This window comes from Acinetobacter sp. SwsAc5, assembly GCF_013391485.1.
In the GTDB taxonomy this organism is placed as follows: domain Bacteria; phylum Pseudomonadota; class Gammaproteobacteria; order Pseudomonadales; family Moraxellaceae; genus Acinetobacter; species Acinetobacter towneri.
In genome coordinates, this window is sequence record NZ_JACAXD010000012.1 from 17,902 (window position 1) to 37,470 (window position 19,569).

Genomic DNA, 19,569 nt, shown 5'->3' on the forward strand with positions numbered 1-19,569 from the left:
TCTGATTGATCGCTACATGAACTCGCCTATGAAAATTCGCATTCTGACCATTGGACAAAAAATGCCTGCTTGGGTGCTGACTGGTTTTGAAGATTATTTCAAACGGATTCAGCCTTTTGTGCAGACTCAAATTGTCGAACTGCCAATGGCGAAACGTGGCAAAAATGATTCTGAGGCCGATATTCTAAAATATCGCCAAATTGAAGGTGATAGCATTTTAAATGCCATGAAAAACAATGAGCTGTTAATTGCCTTGGAAGTGGGCGGCAAAGAGTTCAGCACCGAAAAACTTGCAGAAACCATGAAAGGCTGGATGCTAGAAGGCAATGATGTCGTGCTTGCGATTGGTGGACCAGATGGTCACTCTGAAGCAGTACGTAAAGCAGCAGCATGGCATTGGTCATTATCCAAACTAACTTTGCCACACCCTTTAGTTCGCGTGATGCTGATTGAGCAGCTATACCGTGCTATGAGCATCAACCACAACCATCCTTATCATCGTGCAGGTTAAATCAACTTATTCAATTTGTACGTTGAGTTATCAAAATATCTTCAACTCAAACGACGTTGCAAAGCTGCAACATAGCGTTGAACAAAAGTACATTTCGCTATACACACTTTTTTGCGATGCTGTAGAACAGCAGGCTTTAGGGATCTAGGCATGAACTTACAGACATTACCCGGTTTATTTATCTCACATGGTTCGCCCATGTTGGCACTCAATCCTGAACAGGTCGGGCCTGCACTCAGCCGTTTAAGTGAAAATTTGCCAACACCGCAAGCCATTGTGGTGATGTCGGCGCATTGGGAAAGTAATGCACTGGAGGTCAACACAGGTATTCGCCCTGAAACATGGCATGACTTCCGTGGTTTTCCTGAAGCCTTGTACGCCCTGCGCTACCCTGCACCTGGCTTACCTGAACTGGCAGAAGATATTTTGCAGCGTTTGGCTGATGCGGGCTTTGCTGCCCATGCCAACAGCACACGCCCGCATGATCATGGCGTATGGATGCCATTACTACACATGTATCCCGATGCCAATATTCCAGTGATTACCATTTCTTTGCCCATGAATATGAGCGCCGAACAGATTTATCACATTGGGCAAAGTTTAGCGCCATTACGTGAACAGCAAATTTTACTGATTGGCTCAGGCAGTATCACCCATAACTTACGTGAATTATCATGGAATACACCCAATGCGGCTGTGCCTAAATGGGCATTTAGTTTCCGTAATCGTGTGGTGCAGCATTTAAGTCATCGCAATTATGATGCAGTACTAGATTGGCAACAATTGCCACATGTAGCACGTAATCACCCAACCCTAGAACACTTTGCACCGCTGTTTTTTGCAATGGGTACGGGAGATCGATTTAACATTGTACATAGCAGCTTTAGCATGGGTTCACTCGGTATGGATATTTATCGTTTTGACTAACCGATAGCTCCGCTTATTTAAAATCTGACTTTTTAATTTGGATACATTTTGTTAGCAAAAGCTACGATTTGTATCCATATTTTTTGTTAATCTCTTGATTATAATCACGTTGAAACTTTAGCACATAGAATATAAACCAATGAAATTCAGTATTTTTGCGCTTGCCCTGCTCCCTTTGGCTTTAACTGCATGTCAATCTTCACATCTTCCTGCCACTTCAGGAGATCCGGCTATTTCTACTCTATCCACCACATTAAAAACGCCTACACAAATTTTGCCCGCTTATACCTGGGAACTTGATCGTGGGCTGCAACGCCCGATTGTTCTGAGCTTTGATCAACGAGGCAGACTAAGTGTAGCTTCTGGCTGTAATGGCCTTGGCACGAGCTGGACTGTTAAAGATAATACCCTGAGTACGGGTGACATGATGGGCACCATGATGGCATGTGATGCACCATTAATGGAACAGGAACGTTTTATCAGCCAGCTTCTGCAAAAGCGTAATATTCCGTTTAGTCTGGATCTAAATGATGCCAATCAGCCAAAACTGAGTATTACTGCAGCTGATGGTCAAAAATATGTCTTTACCGGAAAAATGACACCGGAAACCAAATACCAAGGTCAGGCAGAAACCATTTTCCTGGAAGTTTCGTCACAGACTAAAGCCTGTACGGGTGTAGCTCAGCAAACCTGCTTACAGGTGAAAGAAATCAAATATGATGAAAAAGGCTTAAAGACTCAGGTCGATAAAGACTGGACTTTATTTTACGATCAGATCGAAGGTTTTCAGCATTCATCGAATGAGCGTCAGATTATTCGGGTAAAACGTTATGAAATTAAAAATCCGGCAGCTGACCAGTCTAAATATGCCTATGTATTCGACATGACCGTAGAGCGTGAAGCAGTCAAAGGCACTCTATAACGATAAAATCGCAATATAAAAAAACCGAGGCATTCACCTCGGTTTTTTTTCAAGCTTAAACTCAGTCAGACTTAGAATACGCCTTGAGAAAGCATTGCATCAGCAACTTTTACGAAGCCAGCGATGTTTGCGCCGTCTACATAGTTCACGGTACCGTCTTCTTTCGTACCGAATTTTACGCAGTTGCGGTGAATTTCTTTCATGATTGCGTGTAAGCGCTCATCAACTTCTTCGAAAGTCCAGCCTAAACGCAATGCGTTTTGAGACATTTCCAGACCAGAAGTTGCTACACCACCAGCGTTAGATGCTTTACCTGGCGCATAAAGAATTTTCGCTTCAACGAATTTCTCAACTGCTTCAAGTGTAGAAGGCATGTTCGCACCTTCAGCAACACAGATTACGCCGTTTGCAAGAAGCGCTGCTGCATCATTCGCATCAAGTTCGTTTTGAGTCGCACATGGAAGCGCGATATCACATTTAATACCCCAAGGACGTTGACCTTCAAGGTATTCAAAACCGTGCTTAGACGCAAATTCAGAAATACGACCACGTTTTACGTTTTTAAGTTCCATCACTTCAGCAAGTAATTCTGGCGTGAAACCTTCTTTCACGTACACAGTACCATTCGAGTCAGAAAGTGAAACTACTTTCGCACCCAAGTACATTGCTTTGTCTGCAGCAAATTGTGCAACGTTGCCTGAACCAGAAATCGCAACGACTTTATCTTTAAAGCAATCGCCACGAGTCTTGAGCATTTCCTCAGCGAAATACACAGTACCGTAACCTGTAGCTTCTGGACGCGCCAAAGAACCACCGAAAGACAAGCCTTTACCTGTGAATACACATGAAGTGTCATTGCTGAGCTTCTTCATCATACCCGCCATGTAACCCACTTCACGACCGCCTACACCAATATCACCCGCAGGAATATCCGTGTTAGAACCTAAATGACGATATAACTCGATCATTAAGGCTTGGCAGAAACGCATAATTTCGCCTTCAGACTTACCTTTAGGGTCAAAGTCTGAACCACCTTTACCACCGCCCATTGGCAATGTGGTCAAAGCATTTTTAAAGGTTTGTTCAAAACCTAAGAATTTTAAAATTGAAAGGTTCACTGATGGGTGGAAACGCATACCACCTTTAAATGGACCAATTGCTGAGTTGTACTGTACACGGAATGCACGGTTTACGTGGGTTTGACCTTGGTCATCTACCCAAGAAACGCGGAACTGAATTGCACGCTCAGGCTCAACCAAACGCTCAAGCAAACCATGTGCTGCATATTGAGGGTTCTTTTCAATGAACGGCCAAAGGCTGGTCATTACTTCTTCTACAGCTTGTAGAAACTCTGGTTGATGTGCATCACGTGTTTTAACGTAATCTAGGAATTCGTTAAGGCTGTTGTATTTCAACGCTTAATCCTCAGCAGAAAATGGATCAAAATTGGTCAAAATTTCAATCAATGATATATTTTGGCGCAAAATATTAAATATCTTTTGTTAACAATCTACAATAGTTTTTTTCAAAAAACTTTAAAACATTTGTATTTTCATAAATTTAACTTATTTTTTAGCGTGTTAAGCCTATAAGTTAATGTAACAAATTAATTCATAGTTTTGAGCATTTTTGCCCAAAAAGCTAGCAATTGTTGTTCTTAATTTGCGCACAAGCCTAAAAGCAAAAATCGTGCTAAAATCATCGACCTAGAATTTCCCCCTAGCCTTATCTTCCGTTTTTCTGCTGCTGTTTAAAGTGGCATTGGTTTGTCCATGAATTCGCAAATTGCTCTGATTCAAAATATTGATGCGCTACTCCCTCAAACTCAATGTGGCTTATGTGGTCACCGTGATGGCTGTTTACCCTACGCCAAAGCGATTGCAGAAGGCGAAGCGGCCAATAAATGCGTACCCGGTGGACAACCTGTTGCAGATGCACTAGCAAACTTACTGCAACGCCCTGTATTGACCGCAGAAGCCAGTGTTTGGCCTGTGCAGGCAGATGGACGCCCACAGCGTATGAAAGCGCTAATTCGTGAAGATGAGTGCATTGGTTGTACCAAATGTATTAATGCCTGCCCTGTCGATGCCATTTTAGGCTCAGGCAAACTCATGCACAGCATTTTGACTGATTTATGTACTGGCTGTGAATTGTGTATTCCACCTTGCCCTGTCGATTGCATTGACTTGGTAGAAGATACACAACCCCTGCTTTCTGATAGCGCACGAGTGGCAGAACAGAATGATTTACGCCAACGCTACTACGCCCACATACAACGTGAAGAACAACGTCGTCTGCACCGTAAAGGCCCTGTGGTACGTGCAGAAATTGATACCGAACTGTTTGCTCAATTTTCTGCACAAGCCGATGCTGCTGTGCCTGTGATTGAATTGCCTGTGCAAAAAAATGAACAGATTTCCACTGCCGATGCACAAACCACCATCGAACTGGCAAAATTACGCACACAAATTAAAAAACTCGAAAAACAACTCAGTGTGCGTGACGATGAGAAAAAACGGCTATTACTAACCAATTTACAACAACAGTTACGTGAATTAGGAGCATAAACATGCCCGAAAGAAATACACGTCTGACCAATAAAGCGGTTAAAACAACGACTGCCAAAAGCACCACGCTCAAAGAAAAGCCGTCTAAAAATATGACCAAAAAGCAAATTCAGACTTTTTTTGAGCGCTTACGTGAACAACGCCCAAATCCGACCACTGAACTGAATTTTTCCAATCCATTTGAATTGCTGATAGCGGTGACCTTATCTGCACAAGCGACCGATGTCAGCGTCAATAAAGCCACCGACAAACTGTTTCCTGTTGCCAATACTCCCGAAGCGATTTATGCCTTAGGTGTGGAAGGTTTAAAAGAATATATTAAAACCATCGGGCTGTATAATTCCAAAGCAGAAAATGTCATTAAAACCTGCAAAATTCTCATCGAAAAACACGGCAGCATCGTGCCTGATAATCGTGCCGATTTAGAAGCCTTGCCCGGCGTGGGACGCAAAACGGCCAATGTAGTGTTAAATACCGCATTTGGACAGCCTACTATGGCGGTCGATACGCATATTTTCCGCTTAGGTAACCGTACAGGTTTAGCTGTAGGTAAAAATGTTTTAGAAGTCGAACACCGTTTAATTAAAGTCATTCCTAAAGAATTTTTAATTGACTCGCATCACTGGCTAATTTTACATGGCCGTTATTGTTGTATTGCGCGTAAGCCTAAATGCGCTGAATGTGTGGTGTCAGATGTGTGTAACTGGCCTGATCGCTTTGAATTTGGTGCACATCGTCATACTACGCTGCATGAAATTCATCACGCGCCCATATCTAAGTAAGTGCTTCGGTAGAGTTTTGCAAAGTGATCTAAACTTATTGAAGACAAGCTAGATCATCAAAGCAATGTGGATTATCCAAAATCGTGTGGATAACTGTGCAATCTATGCACAAGATTGTGCAGAGATGATTTATTTATCCTGAGAATCTTCAGACTGACGTTGTTGCTCTTGCTGTTGTTTAAGTTTCGGATGCAATTGATAGTGCTTGCCTGATTTTTTTTCAGCCGAATTCTGAGCTTGTGTGTTGCGCAACAACTTATAGCTCACAAAAACAAGAAAGCCTAAAACGGCAATACTTGCCAATAACATGATGATCACAGCAGCATGTTGCAAAGCACTCTCCCAAACTGAAACAAATAAAAAGAGCCCTAATATGAATCAGGACTCTTTTAAAGTCAAAACAAGCAGCCTGTTTAAACGATTTTATTTTCTTTTAAACAGACTTGGTCTAAGACCTAGACTTATTTTGCTTGGTCTAAAATAGTAAACAAATCTGCTTGAACTTCTTCAATTGGACGAAGACCATTCAATTTGTTATAGCTTGGTGCATTTTCACCAGAAGCAGCACGACCTTGATAGAAGCCAACCAATTGCTCAGTTTCTGAGTGATACGCTTTTAAACGTTTACGAATAGTTTCTTCTTGGTCATCTGGACGTTGAACCAAATCTTCGCCAGTTTCGTCATCTTTACCTTCCACTTTTGGTGGATTGTAAACAAGGTGATAAATACGACCAGATGCAGGGTGCTGACGACGACCAGACAAACGTTGTACGATTTCTTCGTCTGCAACATCAATTTCAATCACGTGGTCGATATTGATGCCTTCGCTTTCCAAGGCTTCAGCTTGTGGAATAGTGCGAGGGAAACCATCAAAAATACAACCATTCACGCAATCTGGCTGCGCAATACGCTCTTTCACTAAGCCAATGATCAGTTCATCAGATACCAAACCGCCACCGTCCATGACGCTTTTGGCTTGTAGACCTAATTCAGTACCTTCACGAATTGCAGCACGGAGCATATCACCGGTTGAAATTTGTGGGATATTGTAGCGCTTACAGATCAACTGAGCTTGTGTACCTTTACCTGCTCCAGGTGGTCCGAGTAAGATAATGCGCATAAAAAAACATCCTCATTTTAACAATGTATTTGACACTCGTTGCATATCAGAGCCATCGCCCTTTACGCAGCCAGCATCCTCTTATAAGAAAGCGACAAACAAATGTATTAAACCAGCAATAAAACCAGTTACACCACCCAAGACAATTAAAATCCACTCATCTTCCTGAAAGGCAGGACGCAAGAGATTCTGGAATTCTTTTGGCGTCAGTTCACGAATACGATCTCTGAACATTTGATAAATTTTCTGTGCACGGCTCGCATTAAAGGCAGGGTCGCATACAGGCACCATCGTAATTTCAATCGAACGATCAATCAAGTCAGTCTTGAGTTTGGCATACTCTTTTGGCCCCAAAGACAACTGTAAAGAGGTACGAACCAATGGTGTTTCCATAATTTCGTTGATGTGGCGTTTGACAATACGGCGGGTTTTGTCTTTTTTACTGCCATACATCATTTCAGTCATAATCGATTTTAACGTAATCAGATCTTCTGTGACTACCGTTGCAAACACATCCGAGACTTCTTCTTGGCGTTTCATGAACGCACCCTGAATATTATAAGTCCCAATGCGTGGAATCACTGGCTTAATCCATGGAAATTGACGATTTTCAGTCAATTTAAAGAACTGCGGATATTTCACGTAATGTGGTTCGACTGGGTTAAATACCATCCAAATCGCAATCCAGTTGGTCAAGAAGCCCCAAATTGCCGCCCAAAATGGAACCGTCCAGTGCCATGGTACAAGAAACCAAACAATCATTTGGAAAATACCAAAGAACATCCCAATCAATGCACTGATATGCCAAATAAAGTTAATTTCTTTTTGACCGACTTTTAGGAACATACGCACCATTAAGCGGCGATCACCTTCCATTTGGCTGACCACCATTTCACGCATATCCACCAAGGATTCAACATTCAAGGTCAGTTCAGTCACCAATTCACGCAGCACACCTGGCAATTGTTTATGCGCCTGTGCGTAAATACGGCGTTTAATCGAATACGGTAGGTTTTCCCAAAGCACAGCATTGCGGTCTAACATGACCTCATCAATTAAGTGCTCAAGTTCAAAACCCACTTGCTCACCAATAATACGCGCCATATCGTCAGGGTCCATAGCATTGAGAAACTCACGCAATGAACCTAATTTTGACAATGTGTTATCGGTAATGATGCCTGAAATACGCCCTGCTTTACGCGGTACAATCCCCTGCCATCCCACAGGAATAGGCCCAAGGTGAAAGCCCCAAAAGCTAATTGGATAGAACACCATTTTTAGTGCCATCCACACGTGCGCCCAAGTCACAAAAGCAGTCACAGGAATAATACTGAGCACGGCCCAAAAATCTGGACGATTCAAAAAGGTTTGCCACAACTGATTGACGTACTCAAGCATGCATTTTTTCCATATTTAGTTCTAATTACAAGATTCTAAAGTAGTTAAAAGTCACTATTCTGACTACAATCCCATACTGAGCGTATAGGAAAATTGTAGTCTAGGCTCAGTTTCCGCAATCACTCGCCCTTGTCGATCTTCCAATTTTTCACCTGCGCCAATGCCAACACTAAAGCTACTGATGCGTTCAGGGCTCAGTAATACATAAGCCAGATCAATGCCTGCACCTAAACGCGCTTTTTCTTCACCATCCACCCATTTAGATTCTAGGTGTCCTGCGTAAGCGCCAATATAATAACCATTTTTGTCTTTACCTGTGAGGTGGTATGGGTAACGAAAACCTGTTTGCCCACCGACTTCATGGTCACCATTTAAAAAAGCCCCCGCTTTTAGATAGGCAATGCCATAAGGATTGACCCATTCACCATTCAAATGCAGTAATTTTTGGGTAATACCCGCCCCTACATTCCAGGTTTTTGCGCTATCTGCGCTAATTTTTGCTTCAGGTAAAAAAGTAGTGTTCCCAGCAAAGCTAAAACTTGAAAAGGCAAGTAATGCCACGAAAGAATAGACTTTTGTCATTATTGTCACCAGTGTCCATTTGTTTTAATTTTAAAAACAATCCTGTTTTCGTGTTTTGACTCTAGCAGAATTGTCAGGATTCTTATATACAGCAAATTACAATTTTGATGTCGCTAAAGTCAAAAATTAAGATTGCGCCCATCTTCTAGGTTAAATCGGGCAATTCAGTCAAACATGGTTACTCAAAATTGCCAATAGATGCGTTAGAATAGTCCAAATTCGTTCTCCCTCATTTTTGTTAAGCCAATTTTTGTATGAAACAACACTATCCGTTAAAAAATGCTCAGCAAGAGAAGCGTATTTTTCGCAATCGCATCTTTTTTTCGGTGGGTGTTGTGGTTTTTTTCTTGCTGCTGTTGGTGGCTCGTTATGCCTTTTTACAAATTAGCGGCTACGATGAATTTGCGACTGCATCAGATAAAAACCGAATTCGGCTACAACCACTCGCACCTGCACGTGGTTATATTTATGACCGCAATGGTGTGTTATTGGCAGATAACTACCCTGTGTTCTCAGCCACTTTAAGCCGTGCAGATGTTGAAGATATTGACGATACCATTGCGCGACTGACACCTGTTTTACAACTGACAGAAGAAGATATCGATCGCTTTAAAAGTCGGATTAAAACTTCACGTAAAACTGAACGTGTATCGATCAAGCTGAATTTAAATGAATCGGATATTGCCCGTTTTAGTGAAGTTAAATTTCAGTTCCCTGGGGTCAATATTGAAACCCAGATGACACGTTACTATCCGCATGGTGACTTATTTGCGCACGTGATTGGTTATGTCGGGCGCATTAACGACAAAGAACTGAAAGAAATTGACAAAGATGCTTATGCAGGCACCAACTTGATTGGCAAAATTGGGGTGGAGAAATCGTATGAGCACTTGCTACATGGCGTACCCGGCAACGAATCTGTAGAAGCCGATGCACATGGTAATGTGCTGCGCAATTTAGGACGTAAAGACCCTGTACGTGGCAATGATTTGTTTTTGTCATTGGATTATGGCTTGCAAGTGGTCGCCTCTGAACAACTGGCAGAACGCCGTGGTGCAATTGTGGCACTTGACCCACGTACAGGTGAAATTTTAGCTTTAGTCTCCAGTCCGAGTTTTAACCCTAACTTATTTGTCACAGGTATTAGCCATACCGACTACTCTGCCTTACGCGATAATTTAGATCAACCACTCTATAACCGTGCAGTACAAGGTGTTTATCCACCGGGTTCTACCATTAAGCCGATGTTTGGTTTAGGCGGTATTCATTATGGCTATGTCGACTGGAAAACCGCCATTCAGGATTATGGTTATTTCACTTTACCAGGCGACAGCCACCGTTTCCGTGACCATAAAAAAACTGGGCATGGCATTGTCGATATGCACAAAGCTCAAGTCGTGTCGTGTGATACCTACTTCTATGTATTGTCGTATCGCATGGGCATTGAAAAAATGAACGACTGGATGCGTCAATTTGGCTTTAGTGAAAAAACTGGGGTCGATTTACCAAGTGAAAGCACAGGACTCTACCCAAACCCGGACTGGAAAATGCGTACGCGCAAAGCCAAATGGATGAAAGGTGAAACAATTTCCGTCAGTATTGGTCAGGGTGCATTTACCTCGACACCATTGCAATTAGCAATGGCCACCGCCATCACCGCCAACAAAGGATTTAAAGTCACACCGCACGTGTTACGTGAAAGTCGTGGCGCGAAACCATTTAAAGTTCACAATGGTACCAACGGAAAAATTGACTTTAACGGCACAGAAGAAGACTGGATTAAAATGCGTGATGCCATGGTTGATGTGATTCAATCAGGTACAGGTAAAGGGATTAAAGGCGGCTTGCAATATTCAGTTGCAGGTAAAACAGGTACAGCACAGGTTAAAAGTATTGCGCAAGGTAAACGCTATAACGAAGCCTTATTGACCGACCGTCAGCTTGACCACGGTTTATTTGTTGGCTTCGCTCCTGCCGAAAACCCTGAAATCGCAATTGCCATCATTCTAGAAAATGGTCGCGGTGGTTCTGCAGCAACGGCTTTGGCGCGTCCAATTTTAGACTATTGGTTACTGAATAAAAATAAAAAGCCAATTCGTCCATCTGCCGCACAAGTGAGTGGTGGCTTAATGACTGCAGGTTTAAAACCAAGTGAATTGCCAAGTGGTGAAGTCCCTTCATCTACTGCACCAAATACGAATAACGTGAATAATCCGAATACAGCAACCAATCACCCTGCGCTCAACCCAAATCCTTCGCAAACTACTCCGAGTTCAGCTCCAACCAATCCACCTGCAACTGCGCCAACAGCAGTTGTACCCACTAACCCAATTGAGAGCGACTAAGCCATGAAAAATCAACTACGCATTATTGGTGGAGAATGGAAACGTCGTCAGTTGGCTTTTGCTTCAATTGAGGGATTACGCCCTACGCCCGACCGAGTGCGCGAAACCTTATTCAACTGGCTAATGTGGGATGTGCAAAACGCCAAAGTGTTAGACCTCTGTTCAGGTTCGGGCGCTTTAGCTTTTGAAGCCCTGTCTCGCGGTGCGGCACACGTGGTCATGATTGAGCCAAACCGTACACAAGCACAGTTTTTACAGCAAAATTTAGAATTATTACGCGTCAATAAAAGCAAAGCACAATTAAAAGTTTCTACCGCACAACATGCTTTGGCGACACTAAAAGATCAGTTTGATTTGGTATTTTTAGACCCGCCTTATAGTTTAGATTTATGGGAAGAATTGGCAGGGTTGGCTGATCCACTCATTGCGGCACAAGGTCTGATTTATGTTGAAGCAGATCGTGATTTAAACCTGTTAAAATTACCGCAGACTTGGCAAAAAGTTAAAGAGAGCAAAGCGGGAACTGTACGTGCGGGCTTATACCAAAAGATTGTTGTTTAAATTTTCTCCTTAAAAGATACGCGGTAATTTTATGACTATCGACACTTTTCAAGAGTCATCTATTAATGTAATATTATAACATTACATATTGTAGTGTTTATCTTCATGAAAGTTCGTTCATCTTTAAAAAGTGCAAAATCGCGTGCCGATTGTCAAATTGTGAAACGTCGTGGCAAATTATTTGTGATTTGCAAATCCAATCCACGTTTTAAAGCAAGACAGGGATAATCCCCTGTCTTTTAGTTTTGATAGATTATTACACTGAAATAGTGTGCTTATTCTGAATAGTAACGTGTATCGACACTAAAACTTTCAGGAAATTTTGCTTGAACCTGCGCATAAAATGCCATGATTTCAGCCATATCTTTTTCAAAATCGCCGGTTGGATGCACAATTTTTCCCACACCCGTTTTCTTTTTTGCGTAATCCATATACGCCAAAGCAATTGGCACACCTGCATTTAGCGCAACATGATAAAAACCTGTTTTCCATTGTTCTTGACGCGCACGTGTGGCTTCTGGCGTCACCAACATCACCAATTTAGGATGGGTTTTAAATAAGTCCGTCATGAGCTGAACCATACTTGGTCGTGGTTCGCCTGGTGCTTTCGGACGACGGTCGATACCAATACCACCCATGGCACGGACAAACGGCCCAAACGGCAATTTCATATAGCTGTCTTTAATGGTCAGGCGAACATTGACGCCCAAAGCTTTAAGCCCTAAGCGTGCATATAAGGCATCCCAATTACTGGTATGCGGTGCTGCAATCATCACATATTGGTCTAATTCCAACGGACAATGATTGTCGATTTCCCAACCCATTAAATTTAAGCTTCGCTCAGCTAACTTTTCAAACACAACCGCATACCCCAAATAAAGTGTGCGAATTCTAGCAAGCATCACCAAATATAAAAGTCTAAAACGATTAATAAATAAACAAATACTTTATAAATGTATAAAAATTCCCTGCACTCATCTCAATTTTCTTATTCCATGCAACATCATACTGTTTTTACATCCATTTATTACCAGATTTAAGCAGATTTAAAAATTGTAAATATATGAATTTACGCGTAGTTTGATGAGTTTCAAGGTCTAATCCGATGTAATCCTTGAAGTAAAATTTAAAACGTTAAAACACGAACTTGTTATGATTTGCTACAAATTTTCATTAAATATAAGGCGAATTAGCTTTTCAGATACAAGGTGAAAGCTTAAGGTGGCAGCAAGACAAGTTTGAAGTTTAGAACATTTATGCTGAATCGTTATCCGATTGCACTCAGTACACTTAGCTTATTTTTAGTAGCTTGCGGATCAACTGATCCAAGCAGGGAATATCAATCCGCTTTGCCTTCTGAGCCACAAATTACGCCCAAAACTGAAGTTCAAAATTCAGCAACTTCATGGACAGGACAAGCTACAGGTAACTTTAGAGCCTTATTGCCTTGTGACAACTGTGAACAGCATGTGATTCATTTACGCCTGAATGATGATCAAACCTTTCAACTCAGCGACATTAAACGCTCGAAACAGCGCCAGCGCGAAAACCAAGTGGCGGGAACGATTCAAGCTGCTCAAGACAACAAACAGCGAGAAAAACAGAATCAACATCCATCTCAAACTACTATTGATGAATGGTTGCTCCACACAGAAAATGTAGAAGCTTACGCGCGCATTCAGCTTACAACTCACGGGCTTAAATTCAATTTATACAAACAAAGAAATATAAAAAATCAGCCGAAAATTGAAACCCAGGTTTTCCTACATCCTGTAGAAAGTATAAAAGTCAGTAATGCGCTGAAGCATGTCGATATTCAGGCCGAACACGTACAAAATGTTGAGGTCAAAGAGTTAAACGACCCTGTGATGGCACACGATTATTTTCTAGCAATTCACAATCAATCTAATCAAGCATTGCAATTACATGCCAATGATTTAATTTTGGTCGATCAGCAGTATCAGGAATATACTGCGGTAGTCGATCGACAGTTTTTAGAGCCTATTCCCGCACAACAAAAACAATGGATTAAGGTGTCTTTCCATTACCCTACTTCTGTACAGGCAGATGTGATCAAAATTAAATAAGTTCAAACTGCTGACTGTTCATAAATAAAGAAACATCTCTTTAAAGATGTTTCTTAAAAGTGTTTCAGCATTCTTTGATTATTTTTATCGCCATAAAAAAACCCTGCAGATGCAGGGTTTTCTTTTAAACCATCAAGCGATTACGCGTTGAATTGGTTCATTGTGTTTTTAGCTTCGTCCGCTGCTTTAAGCGCGTTGTCACCAGAGAAGATTTCTTTGTGATCGTCACCGATGTCAGAACCAGCCATTGCTTGGTGTTTAACGCAAGCGATACCACCACGGATTTCTTTACGTTGTACACCAGCAACATAAGCCAACATACCTTCAGAACCGAAGTAACCTTCTGCAAGCTCATGAGTAGAAAGCGCAGCAGTGTGGTAAGTCGGAAGTGTGATCAAGTGGTGGAACACACCTGCTTCACGAGAAGCGTCTGCTTGGAATGTACGTACTTTTTCGTCAGCTTCAGCAGCTAATTCAGTGTTGTCGTACTCAGCGCTCATTAACTTAGCACGGTCGTATGCAGAAACGTCTTTACCTTCAGCAACCCAACGGTCGTAAGCTTGTTGACGGAAGTTTAAAGTCCAGTTGAACGATGGAGAGTTGTTATAAACAAGTTTCGCATTTGGAACAACTTCTTTAACACGGTTAACCATGTGAGCGATTTCAGCTACGTTTGGAGTCGCAGTTTCGATCCAAAGAAGGTCAGCACCGTTTTGTAAGCTAGTTACACAGTCAAGTACCACGCGGTCAATTTGAGTGCCTTCACGGAACTGGTACAAACCAGAAGCTAAACGCTTAGGACGATGTAATTTACCATCACGCTTGATTAGGATTTCGTCTTCTTTCGCTTCAGAGATGTCAATTTCTTGAGTGTCTAAGTAGCTGATGTATTGAGAAGCGATGTCGCCTGGCTCTTTAACTACTGGGATTTTTTGAGTTAAGTCAGCACCTTCAGAGTCAGTACGTGCAACGATGATACCGTCGTCAAGACCCATTTCTAAGAACGCATAACGTAACGCGTGGATTTTAGCGATGAAGTCTTCGTGTGGAACAGTTACTTTACCAGCTTGGTGACCACATTGTTTCGCGTCAGAAACTTGGTTTTCGATTTGAAGTGCACATGCACCCGCTTCGATCATTTTCTTAGCTAATAAGTAAGTTGCTTCTTCGTTACCGAAACCAGCGTCGATGTCCGCAATGATTGGCACAACGTGAGTTTCAAAGTTGTCGATTTGAGCAGTGATTTCAGCAGCTTTAGCAGTATCACCAGCGTCTTGTGCTTTTTTAAGTGCGCGGAACAAATCGTTTAATTCTTTCGCGTCAGCTTGACGTAAGAATGTGTAGATTTCTTCGATCAATGCAGGAACAGAAGTTTTTTCGTGCATAGATTGGTCAGGAAGTGGACCGAATTCTGAACGAAGTGCAGCAACCATCCAACCAGAAAGGTAGATATAACGGCGTTCAGTAGTACCGAAGTATTTTTTGTTCGCAATCATTTTTTGTTGCGCAACAAAACCGTGCCAGCAACCTAAAGATTGAGTGTATTTGCTTGAATCAGCATCATAAGCAGCCATATCACGACGCATAATCGCAGCTGTATATTTAGCAATATCTAAACCAGTTTTGAAACGGTTTTGCATTTGCATACGCGCAGCATCTTCAGGACTGATGTCTGCCCAAGTGTTGCCGAATTTTGCTTTTAATTCGCGGATTGCATCAATCGCTGTTTGGTATGTAGTCATGATATTGTACCCTGTAATATTATTTAGGATTTATCAATCGAAGGCTAAATCGCGCTTATGCTTGATTGCTCAGATTTAGAGCACTTCGTTACGATGAATACAGAGTAGAGTGACTGAATGAATTAATCCAATATTCTCGTGTAATTCTCGGTATTTTTTAAAAAAATGTATAGATCAAAGTCTTAATTCACAAAAACAATAAAAACACAACATATTGATTTTAAAAACCTTATTTAGAAAATTAATCAAATATCTTTGCTTACAAATTCATCTCTGTGCCGATATTTTCTGCATTAGACTTAAGTCTTGCATTTCATAAAAAATGCTTGCATTGGCGATTTCTGCCATTTTTTAGCAAAATTTTGCTGCTTTTCAGCGCAATGTAAGTGCATAAGTTTCATACAAAATAGAATGTGCTATCAGTTCTGCCAATGCTTTTAAGTGTTTTTGCATTTAAGATTAAAAAGTATAGATGCAGTACTAGGCAACCTACATTTCTTTAGGAAATAATGATGGGGCTGGCTGTTTTTATTCAGATTTTTTGCTATTTATCTCGTCGATTTTTTCATCATAATTTATACACAAGCCTTACGGCTTATGGCATAATTCCAATAATTTAGTGATTTTATTTTCGGTATTTATTTTATGAATCTGGAGCGGGTTGATCTTAATCTATTAATTTATCTTGACGTCTTACTTCGTGAAAAAAATGTAACCCGTGCTGCAGAACAATTGGGCGTTACCCAACCTGCGATGAGTAACATTTTACGTCGTTTGCGCAATTTATTTAATGATCCCCTGCTGATTCGTTCTTCTGAAGGCATGACGCCAACTGAACGTGCCTTAGAATTACAACCGCGTATCCGCGATGCCTTATCTGACCTTTCTATGATTTTGGAGCCGCGTACTGAGTTCCGCCCTTATACTTCAAATCGTGTATTTCGGATTATGACCTCCGATTACGCAGAAGCCACATTAGTCCCACGCTTGGTTAAAGCTTTACGCTCTGAAGCACCTAATGTGGTATTAGACTTTTTAACCCCGAGTGATGTGTCTTATCGCGACATGGAACAAGGTAAAGTCGATTTGGCGATTAACCGTTTTAATGAAATTCCACAAAGTTTCCATCAGGTTTTAGTTTGGCGTGATAGTTTTTCTTGCCTGCTCAATCACAAACACCCTGCTGCCAATAACCTGAATTTAAAAAGCTACTTAGATGCACAACATATTTGGGTTTCTAAAACAGGTATGGGCGTTGGTTTTGGTGTGAATCCAGAGAAACAAGCGGGACTGGGTTGGATTGATCAAGCTTTAGAGCGTATTGGACAAAAACGTAAAATTTCGGTGTTTACCCGTCATTATCAAATGCCTGCACTACTCGCGTCTAATGTAGATTTAGTCGCAACCTTACCTACACGTATTGCGCGCTTACAAGCCAAAAGCCAAAGTTTACTGATTAAAGACCCACCATTTTATATTCCAGAATTTGAATTAAAGATGGCATGGTGTCCGTTGTTACATCATCACCCTGCACACCGTTGGTTACGCCAATTGATTTTATATGTAGCGCGCCAAATGATTGAAGAAGAAAACCGTGAGTTTTTACTGAATAACTCTCAATTTTCAGCCTATTAATTAAAAATTCACTGAACTTATTGGCACAAACGCTTATACTCAGATGAGGAATATTTCGATATTCCTCATTGTTTAATCATGATTTAATAAAGATTCAAATTGTTATATTTAAAATAATATAATCCACAGGTGGATTCGTGAGCCTCTTCCAGAATATTGTTATTATCCTCATCCTCATTGTCGGAGCTGGTTTTTTATCGCTGACTGAAATTGCGTTGGCTGGTGCACGTAAAGTTAAACTGAAAATTCTAGCCGAATCAGGCGATGAACGTGCCCAAAAAGTTTTAGACCTACAAGAAAACTCAGCTGATTTTTTTGCTGCCTCACAAATTGGCTTAAATGCAGTTGCCATTTTAGGTGGTATTTTAGGTGAAGGCGCATTCCGTCCTTATTTTTACAACTTAGTTGTGCGCTTCTATCAAGGACCATGGGCTGAAACGCTTAGTTTTGCCTTGTCATTTACCTTAGTGACTTCGCTGTTTATTTTATTTGCCGACCTAATGCCTAAGCGTTTGGCAATGATCGCACCTGAAAAAATTGCGGTATCGGTGATTAATCCGATTCAAATTTTTATTCGGATATGCAAGCCTTTGGCATGGATGATTAATGCGATTGCCAACGTGCTGTTCCGTTTATTTAAAGTAAATACCACGCGCGAAGACAATATTACATTTGATGATATTTCTGCAGTCATGGATGCAGGCGCTCAAGCAGGTGTTTTACAAAAGCAGGAACATCACTTTATTGAAAACGTGTTTGAACTTGAAGAACGTAACGTGCCTTCGAGTATGACTACACGTGAAAATGTGGTGTTTTTTACCCTAAAGGAATCTGAAGCCAGTATTCGTCAAAAACTTGCAGAATATCCTTATTCCAAATTTTTGGTCTGTAGCGAAAATATTGATGATGTTATTGGCTATGTTGATGCCAAAGATATTTTGGTCAGAATCCTCAATAATCAATCTTTACTACAACTAAATGAAAGCACCATCCGTAATGTATTAACCATTCCAGATACACTCACGCTGTCTGAAGTCTTAGACCGTTTCCGCTCTACCAAAGAAAAATTTGCCGTAGTCATTAATGAATATGCGTTGGTTGTGGGCGTAATTACCCTGTCTGATATTATGATTACTGTGATGGGCGATTGGGTAACACCTATTGAAGAAGATCAGCAAATCATTAAACGTGATAACAATTCTTGGCTGATTGATGGCAGTACACCAATTGAAGACATTAAACACGCGCTGCAAATTGATGAAATGCCAGATGATGAAAATTATGAAACCATTGCAGGTTTTATGATGTATAAGCTACGTAAAATCCCGCGTCCTGCCGACTCTGTACTTTTTGATGGTTATAAATTTGAAGTGGTCGACGTCGATCATTTTAAAATTGACCAACTTTTAGTGACACGAATTGTAGAAACGCAGGAAATACAAAACAACACTGAAGCAGATGGATAGTGAGATTCCTTGTATTCGTTCAGCCTGATTGCATCTACATTTTCTCGCATTCACAAAAAAGCACCACATCAAAATGAAGTGGTGCTTTTTTTAAATCTGAACTGATACTTCTGAAATTTAGCTGAGTATTTACTTAATACTTACTGATCAACTCATCCAATACTGCTTGATAATGAATCGCAATATCTTCAGCTAAAATTTTATAGACATTGTCGAATTGCACCATTGGCCAACCTTCTTTCCAGAAAGGGAAAATATTGTGCAAATCATGCGTTACCACAGCATCTTCACGCACAATCGCTTGTGCAACCTGAGCCAATACTTGTGCAGTTTCTGTGCCATCAATGGCTAAATAATCAATGCCACGTGCTTTTAAAATACGTACACGGTCTTTTTTATAACGGATTTTTTTCATTTGCGCTTCGTTTAACTGCAAAGCCAAACTTACTGCTTCTACAAATTTGCTTTCGAATGACTGATTCAGTGCCACCAACGCTGCTTTATGCGCTTCCTGACGACCTGCTTTCCCACCATTACGGATAATTTCTTTTGCCTCTGTGTCTAGCTCATCACTTTTCATAGACTGCAAAATGTCGAGTATTTCGATATCACTTAATGATTCAGGAGATTGGTCAATCATGTACTGCCCTTGGACAAAAATAGCAAAACGCTATTTTCGCACAATTTAGCTAAAAGCTCGACACATTCCGAAGCAATTGTTCACACAAGGCAGTGCTGCACCTATTACAGTGCAGCAGTTTAAAATTGATCTTTCAGCTTTGATCATCCTTGTTTATTTTAAATTTCTTATTGTTCCCTTAGTTTTTCTCCTGAATTTTACCGTCTATTTAAAACCCGTTATTTCAAATGAATAATCCAATAAATAACAGGTTTAACTTTTCAACTCACTTGTACTTTTTAGT

At 41.0% G+C, this 19,569-nt stretch carries 19 protein-coding genes; 11 read left to right on the plus strand and 8 right to left on the minus strand.

The features are described from left to right. The first annotated feature begins 28 nt into the window (after nt 1-28). The 3 genes from rlmH (at nt 29) to HYG89_RS08650 (ending at nt 2,360) form a co-directional block, all read left to right on the plus strand. Nucleotides 29-511 carry a 23S rRNA (pseudouridine(1915)-N(3))-methyltransferase RlmH gene (rlmH, locus tag HYG89_RS08640; protein ID WP_026438445.1) on the plus strand — a complete coding sequence of 161 codons (483 nt, stop codon included), beginning with the start codon at nt 29-31 and terminating at the stop codon, nt 509-511. 150 nt (nt 512-661) lie between these two features. Next, the gene (locus tag HYG89_RS08645) at nt 662-1,438 is read left to right on the plus strand and encodes a class III extradiol ring-cleavage dioxygenase (RefSeq protein ID WP_178867129.1); all 777 of its coding nucleotides are present in this window, start codon (nt 662-664) and stop codon (nt 1,436-1,438) included. A gap of 139 nt (nt 1,439-1,577) precedes the next feature. Continuing rightward, entirely contained in the window at nt 1,578-2,360 is a 783-nt protein-coding gene (locus HYG89_RS08650; RefSeq protein ID WP_004970709.1) for an META and DUF4377 domain-containing protein, read from the plus strand. Nucleotides 2,361-2,431: 71 nt separating this feature from the next. Here the strand turns inward: HYG89_RS08650 and gdhA are convergent, their stop codons facing one another. Beyond that, nucleotides 2,432-3,775: an NADP-specific glutamate dehydrogenase gene (gene gdhA / locus HYG89_RS08655; protein WP_004970711.1), complete on the minus strand. Its 1,344-nt coding sequence runs from the start codon at nt 3,773-3,775 to the stop codon at nt 2,432-2,434. Between the two features lie 357 nt (nt 3,776-4,132). Between gdhA and HYG89_RS08660 the strand changes: the two genes are divergently transcribed. Then, entirely contained in the window at nt 4,133-4,927 is a 795-nt protein-coding gene (locus tag HYG89_RS08660; protein ID WP_004970712.1) for an RnfABCDGE type electron transport complex subunit B, read from the plus strand. 92 nt (nt 4,928-5,019) lie between these two features. Beyond that, nucleotides 5,020-5,709, plus strand: coding sequence for an endonuclease III (gene nth, locus HYG89_RS08665; protein ID WP_178867175.1), 690 nt, complete (start codon nt 5,020-5,022; stop codon nt 5,707-5,709). 129 nt (nt 5,710-5,838) lie between these two features. Here the strand turns inward: nth and HYG89_RS08670 are convergent, their stop codons facing one another. The 4 genes from HYG89_RS08670 to HYG89_RS08685 form a co-directional block, all read right to left on the minus strand. After that, nucleotides 5,839-6,042, minus strand: coding sequence for a hypothetical protein (locus HYG89_RS08670; protein WP_004970716.1), 204 nt, complete (start codon nt 6,040-6,042; stop codon nt 5,839-5,841). Nucleotides 6,043-6,170: 128 nt separating this feature from the next. Further along, the gene (gene adk / locus HYG89_RS08675; RefSeq protein ID WP_178867131.1) at nt 6,171-6,830 is read right to left on the minus strand and encodes an adenylate kinase; all 660 of its coding nucleotides are present in this window, start codon (nt 6,828-6,830) and stop codon (nt 6,171-6,173) included. Between the two features lie 81 nt (nt 6,831-6,911). Beyond that, on the minus strand, nt 6,912-8,228 hold the full coding sequence (locus tag HYG89_RS08680) for a hypothetical protein (protein ID WP_167846149.1): 1,317 nt from the start codon (nt 8,226-8,228) through the stop codon (nt 6,912-6,914). A gap of 63 nt (nt 8,229-8,291) precedes the next feature. Further along, the gene (locus tag HYG89_RS08685) at nt 8,292-8,810 is read right to left on the minus strand and encodes a hypothetical protein (protein WP_004970721.1); all 519 of its coding nucleotides are present in this window, start codon (nt 8,808-8,810) and stop codon (nt 8,292-8,294) included. A gap of 254 nt (nt 8,811-9,064) precedes the next feature. Here HYG89_RS08685 and mrdA point away from each other — a divergent pair, with 254 nt between their 5' ends. The 3 genes from mrdA to ykgO all read left to right on the plus strand — a co-directional run bounded on the left by mrdA (nt 9,065) and on the right by ykgO (nt 11,944). Further along, nucleotides 9,065-11,155, plus strand: a complete 2,091-nt coding sequence (gene mrdA / locus HYG89_RS08690) for a penicillin-binding protein 2 (protein WP_096901482.1) — start codon at nt 9,065-9,067, stop codon at nt 11,153-11,155. Between the two features lie 3 nt (nt 11,156-11,158). Beyond that, nucleotides 11,159-11,716: a 16S rRNA (guanine(966)-N(2))-methyltransferase RsmD gene (rsmD, locus tag HYG89_RS08695; RefSeq protein ID WP_004970724.1), complete on the plus strand. Its 558-nt coding sequence runs from the start codon at nt 11,159-11,161 to the stop codon at nt 11,714-11,716. Nucleotides 11,717-11,821: 105 nt separating this feature from the next. Beyond that, entirely contained in the window at nt 11,822-11,944 is a 123-nt protein-coding gene (gene ykgO, locus HYG89_RS08700) for a type B 50S ribosomal protein L36 (RefSeq protein WP_026438469.1), read from the plus strand. Nucleotides 11,945-11,991: 47 nt separating this feature from the next. Here the strand turns inward: ykgO and HYG89_RS08705 are convergent, their stop codons facing one another. Continuing rightward, complete coding sequence (locus HYG89_RS08705) at nt 11,992-12,540, minus strand: 1-acyl-sn-glycerol-3-phosphate acyltransferase (protein ID WP_256733971.1); 549 nt, start codon at nt 12,538-12,540, stop codon at nt 11,992-11,994. 432 nt (nt 12,541-12,972) lie between these two features. Between HYG89_RS08705 and HYG89_RS08710 the strand changes: the two genes are divergently transcribed. After that, nucleotides 12,973-13,803, plus strand: coding sequence for a copper resistance protein NlpE N-terminal domain-containing protein (locus HYG89_RS08710; protein WP_178867135.1), 831 nt, complete (start codon nt 12,973-12,975; stop codon nt 13,801-13,803). Nucleotides 13,804-13,943: 140 nt separating this feature from the next. Here HYG89_RS08710 and HYG89_RS08715 read toward each other — a convergent pair whose 3' ends face one another. Continuing rightward, a complete protein-coding gene (locus tag HYG89_RS08715) occupies nt 13,944-15,545 on the minus strand; it encodes an isocitrate lyase (RefSeq protein WP_104852323.1) in 1,602 nt (533 codons plus the stop codon). A gap of 645 nt (nt 15,546-16,190) precedes the next feature. On the opposite strand from HYG89_RS08715, the gene HYG89_RS08720 reads away from it, so the two are divergent. Together HYG89_RS08720 and HYG89_RS08725 are read left to right on the plus strand one after the other, a co-directional pair. Next, on the plus strand, nt 16,191-17,180 hold the full coding sequence (locus HYG89_RS08720; protein ID WP_004977282.1) for a LysR family transcriptional regulator: 990 nt from the start codon (nt 16,191-16,193) through the stop codon (nt 17,178-17,180). Between the two features lie 137 nt (nt 17,181-17,317). Beyond that, nucleotides 17,318-18,646 carry a hemolysin family protein gene (locus HYG89_RS08725; RefSeq protein WP_104852324.1) on the plus strand — a complete coding sequence of 443 codons (1,329 nt, stop codon included), beginning with the start codon at nt 17,318-17,320 and terminating at the stop codon, nt 18,644-18,646. 133 nt (nt 18,647-18,779) lie between these two features. Here the strand turns inward: HYG89_RS08725 and HYG89_RS08730 are convergent, their stop codons facing one another. Continuing rightward, entirely contained in the window at nt 18,780-19,286 is a 507-nt protein-coding gene (locus HYG89_RS08730; protein ID WP_004977287.1) for a hypothetical protein, read from the minus strand. Nucleotides 19,287-19,569: the final 283 nt, after the last annotated feature.

What these genes read in the sequence shown, in the direction of transcription:
- rlmH (WP_026438445.1), top strand. Translation starts at nt 29, where the DNA reads ATGAAAATTCGCATTCTGACCATTGGACAAAAAATGCCTGCTTGGGTG.
- HYG89_RS08645 (WP_178867129.1), top strand. Translation starts at nt 662, where the DNA reads ATGAACTTACAGACATTACCCGGTTTATTTATCTCACATGGTTCGCCC.
- HYG89_RS08650 (WP_004970709.1), top strand. Translation starts at nt 1,578, where the DNA reads ATGAAATTCAGTATTTTTGCGCTTGCCCTGCTCCCTTTGGCTTTAACT.
- HYG89_RS08660 (WP_004970712.1), top strand. Translation starts at nt 4,133, where the DNA reads ATGAATTCGCAAATTGCTCTGATTCAAAATATTGATGCGCTACTCCCT.
- nth (WP_178867175.1), top strand. Translation starts at nt 5,020, where the DNA reads ATGACCAAAAAGCAAATTCAGACTTTTTTTGAGCGCTTACGTGAACAA.
- adk (WP_178867131.1), bottom strand. Translation starts at nt 6,830, where the DNA reads ATGCGCATTATCTTACTCGGACCACCTGGAGCAGGTAAAGGTACACAA.
- HYG89_RS08680 (WP_167846149.1), bottom strand. Translation starts at nt 8,228, where the DNA reads ATGCTTGAGTACGTCAATCAGTTGTGGCAAACCTTTTTGAATCGTCCA.
- HYG89_RS08685 (WP_004970721.1), bottom strand. Translation starts at nt 8,810, where the DNA reads ATGACAAAAGTCTATTCTTTCGTGGCATTACTTGCCTTTTCAAGTTTT.
- mrdA (WP_096901482.1), top strand. Translation starts at nt 9,065, where the DNA reads ATGAAACAACACTATCCGTTAAAAAATGCTCAGCAAGAGAAGCGTATT.
- rsmD (WP_004970724.1), top strand. Translation starts at nt 11,159, where the DNA reads ATGAAAAATCAACTACGCATTATTGGTGGAGAATGGAAACGTCGTCAG.
- ykgO (WP_026438469.1), top strand. Translation starts at nt 11,822, where the DNA reads ATGAAAGTTCGTTCATCTTTAAAAAGTGCAAAATCGCGTGCCGATTGT.
- HYG89_RS08705 (WP_256733971.1), bottom strand. Translation starts at nt 12,540, where the DNA reads ATGGGTTGGGAAATCGACAATCATTGTCCGTTGGAATTAGACCAATAT.
- HYG89_RS08710 (WP_178867135.1), top strand. Translation starts at nt 12,973, where the DNA reads ATGCTGAATCGTTATCCGATTGCACTCAGTACACTTAGCTTATTTTTA.
- HYG89_RS08715 (WP_104852323.1), bottom strand. Translation starts at nt 15,545, where the DNA reads ATGACTACATACCAAACAGCGATTGATGCAATCCGCGAATTAAAAGCA.
- HYG89_RS08720 (WP_004977282.1), top strand. Translation starts at nt 16,191, where the DNA reads ATGAATCTGGAGCGGGTTGATCTTAATCTATTAATTTATCTTGACGTC.
- HYG89_RS08730 (WP_004977287.1), bottom strand. Translation starts at nt 19,286, where the DNA reads ATGATTGACCAATCTCCTGAATCATTAAGTGATATCGAAATACTCGAC.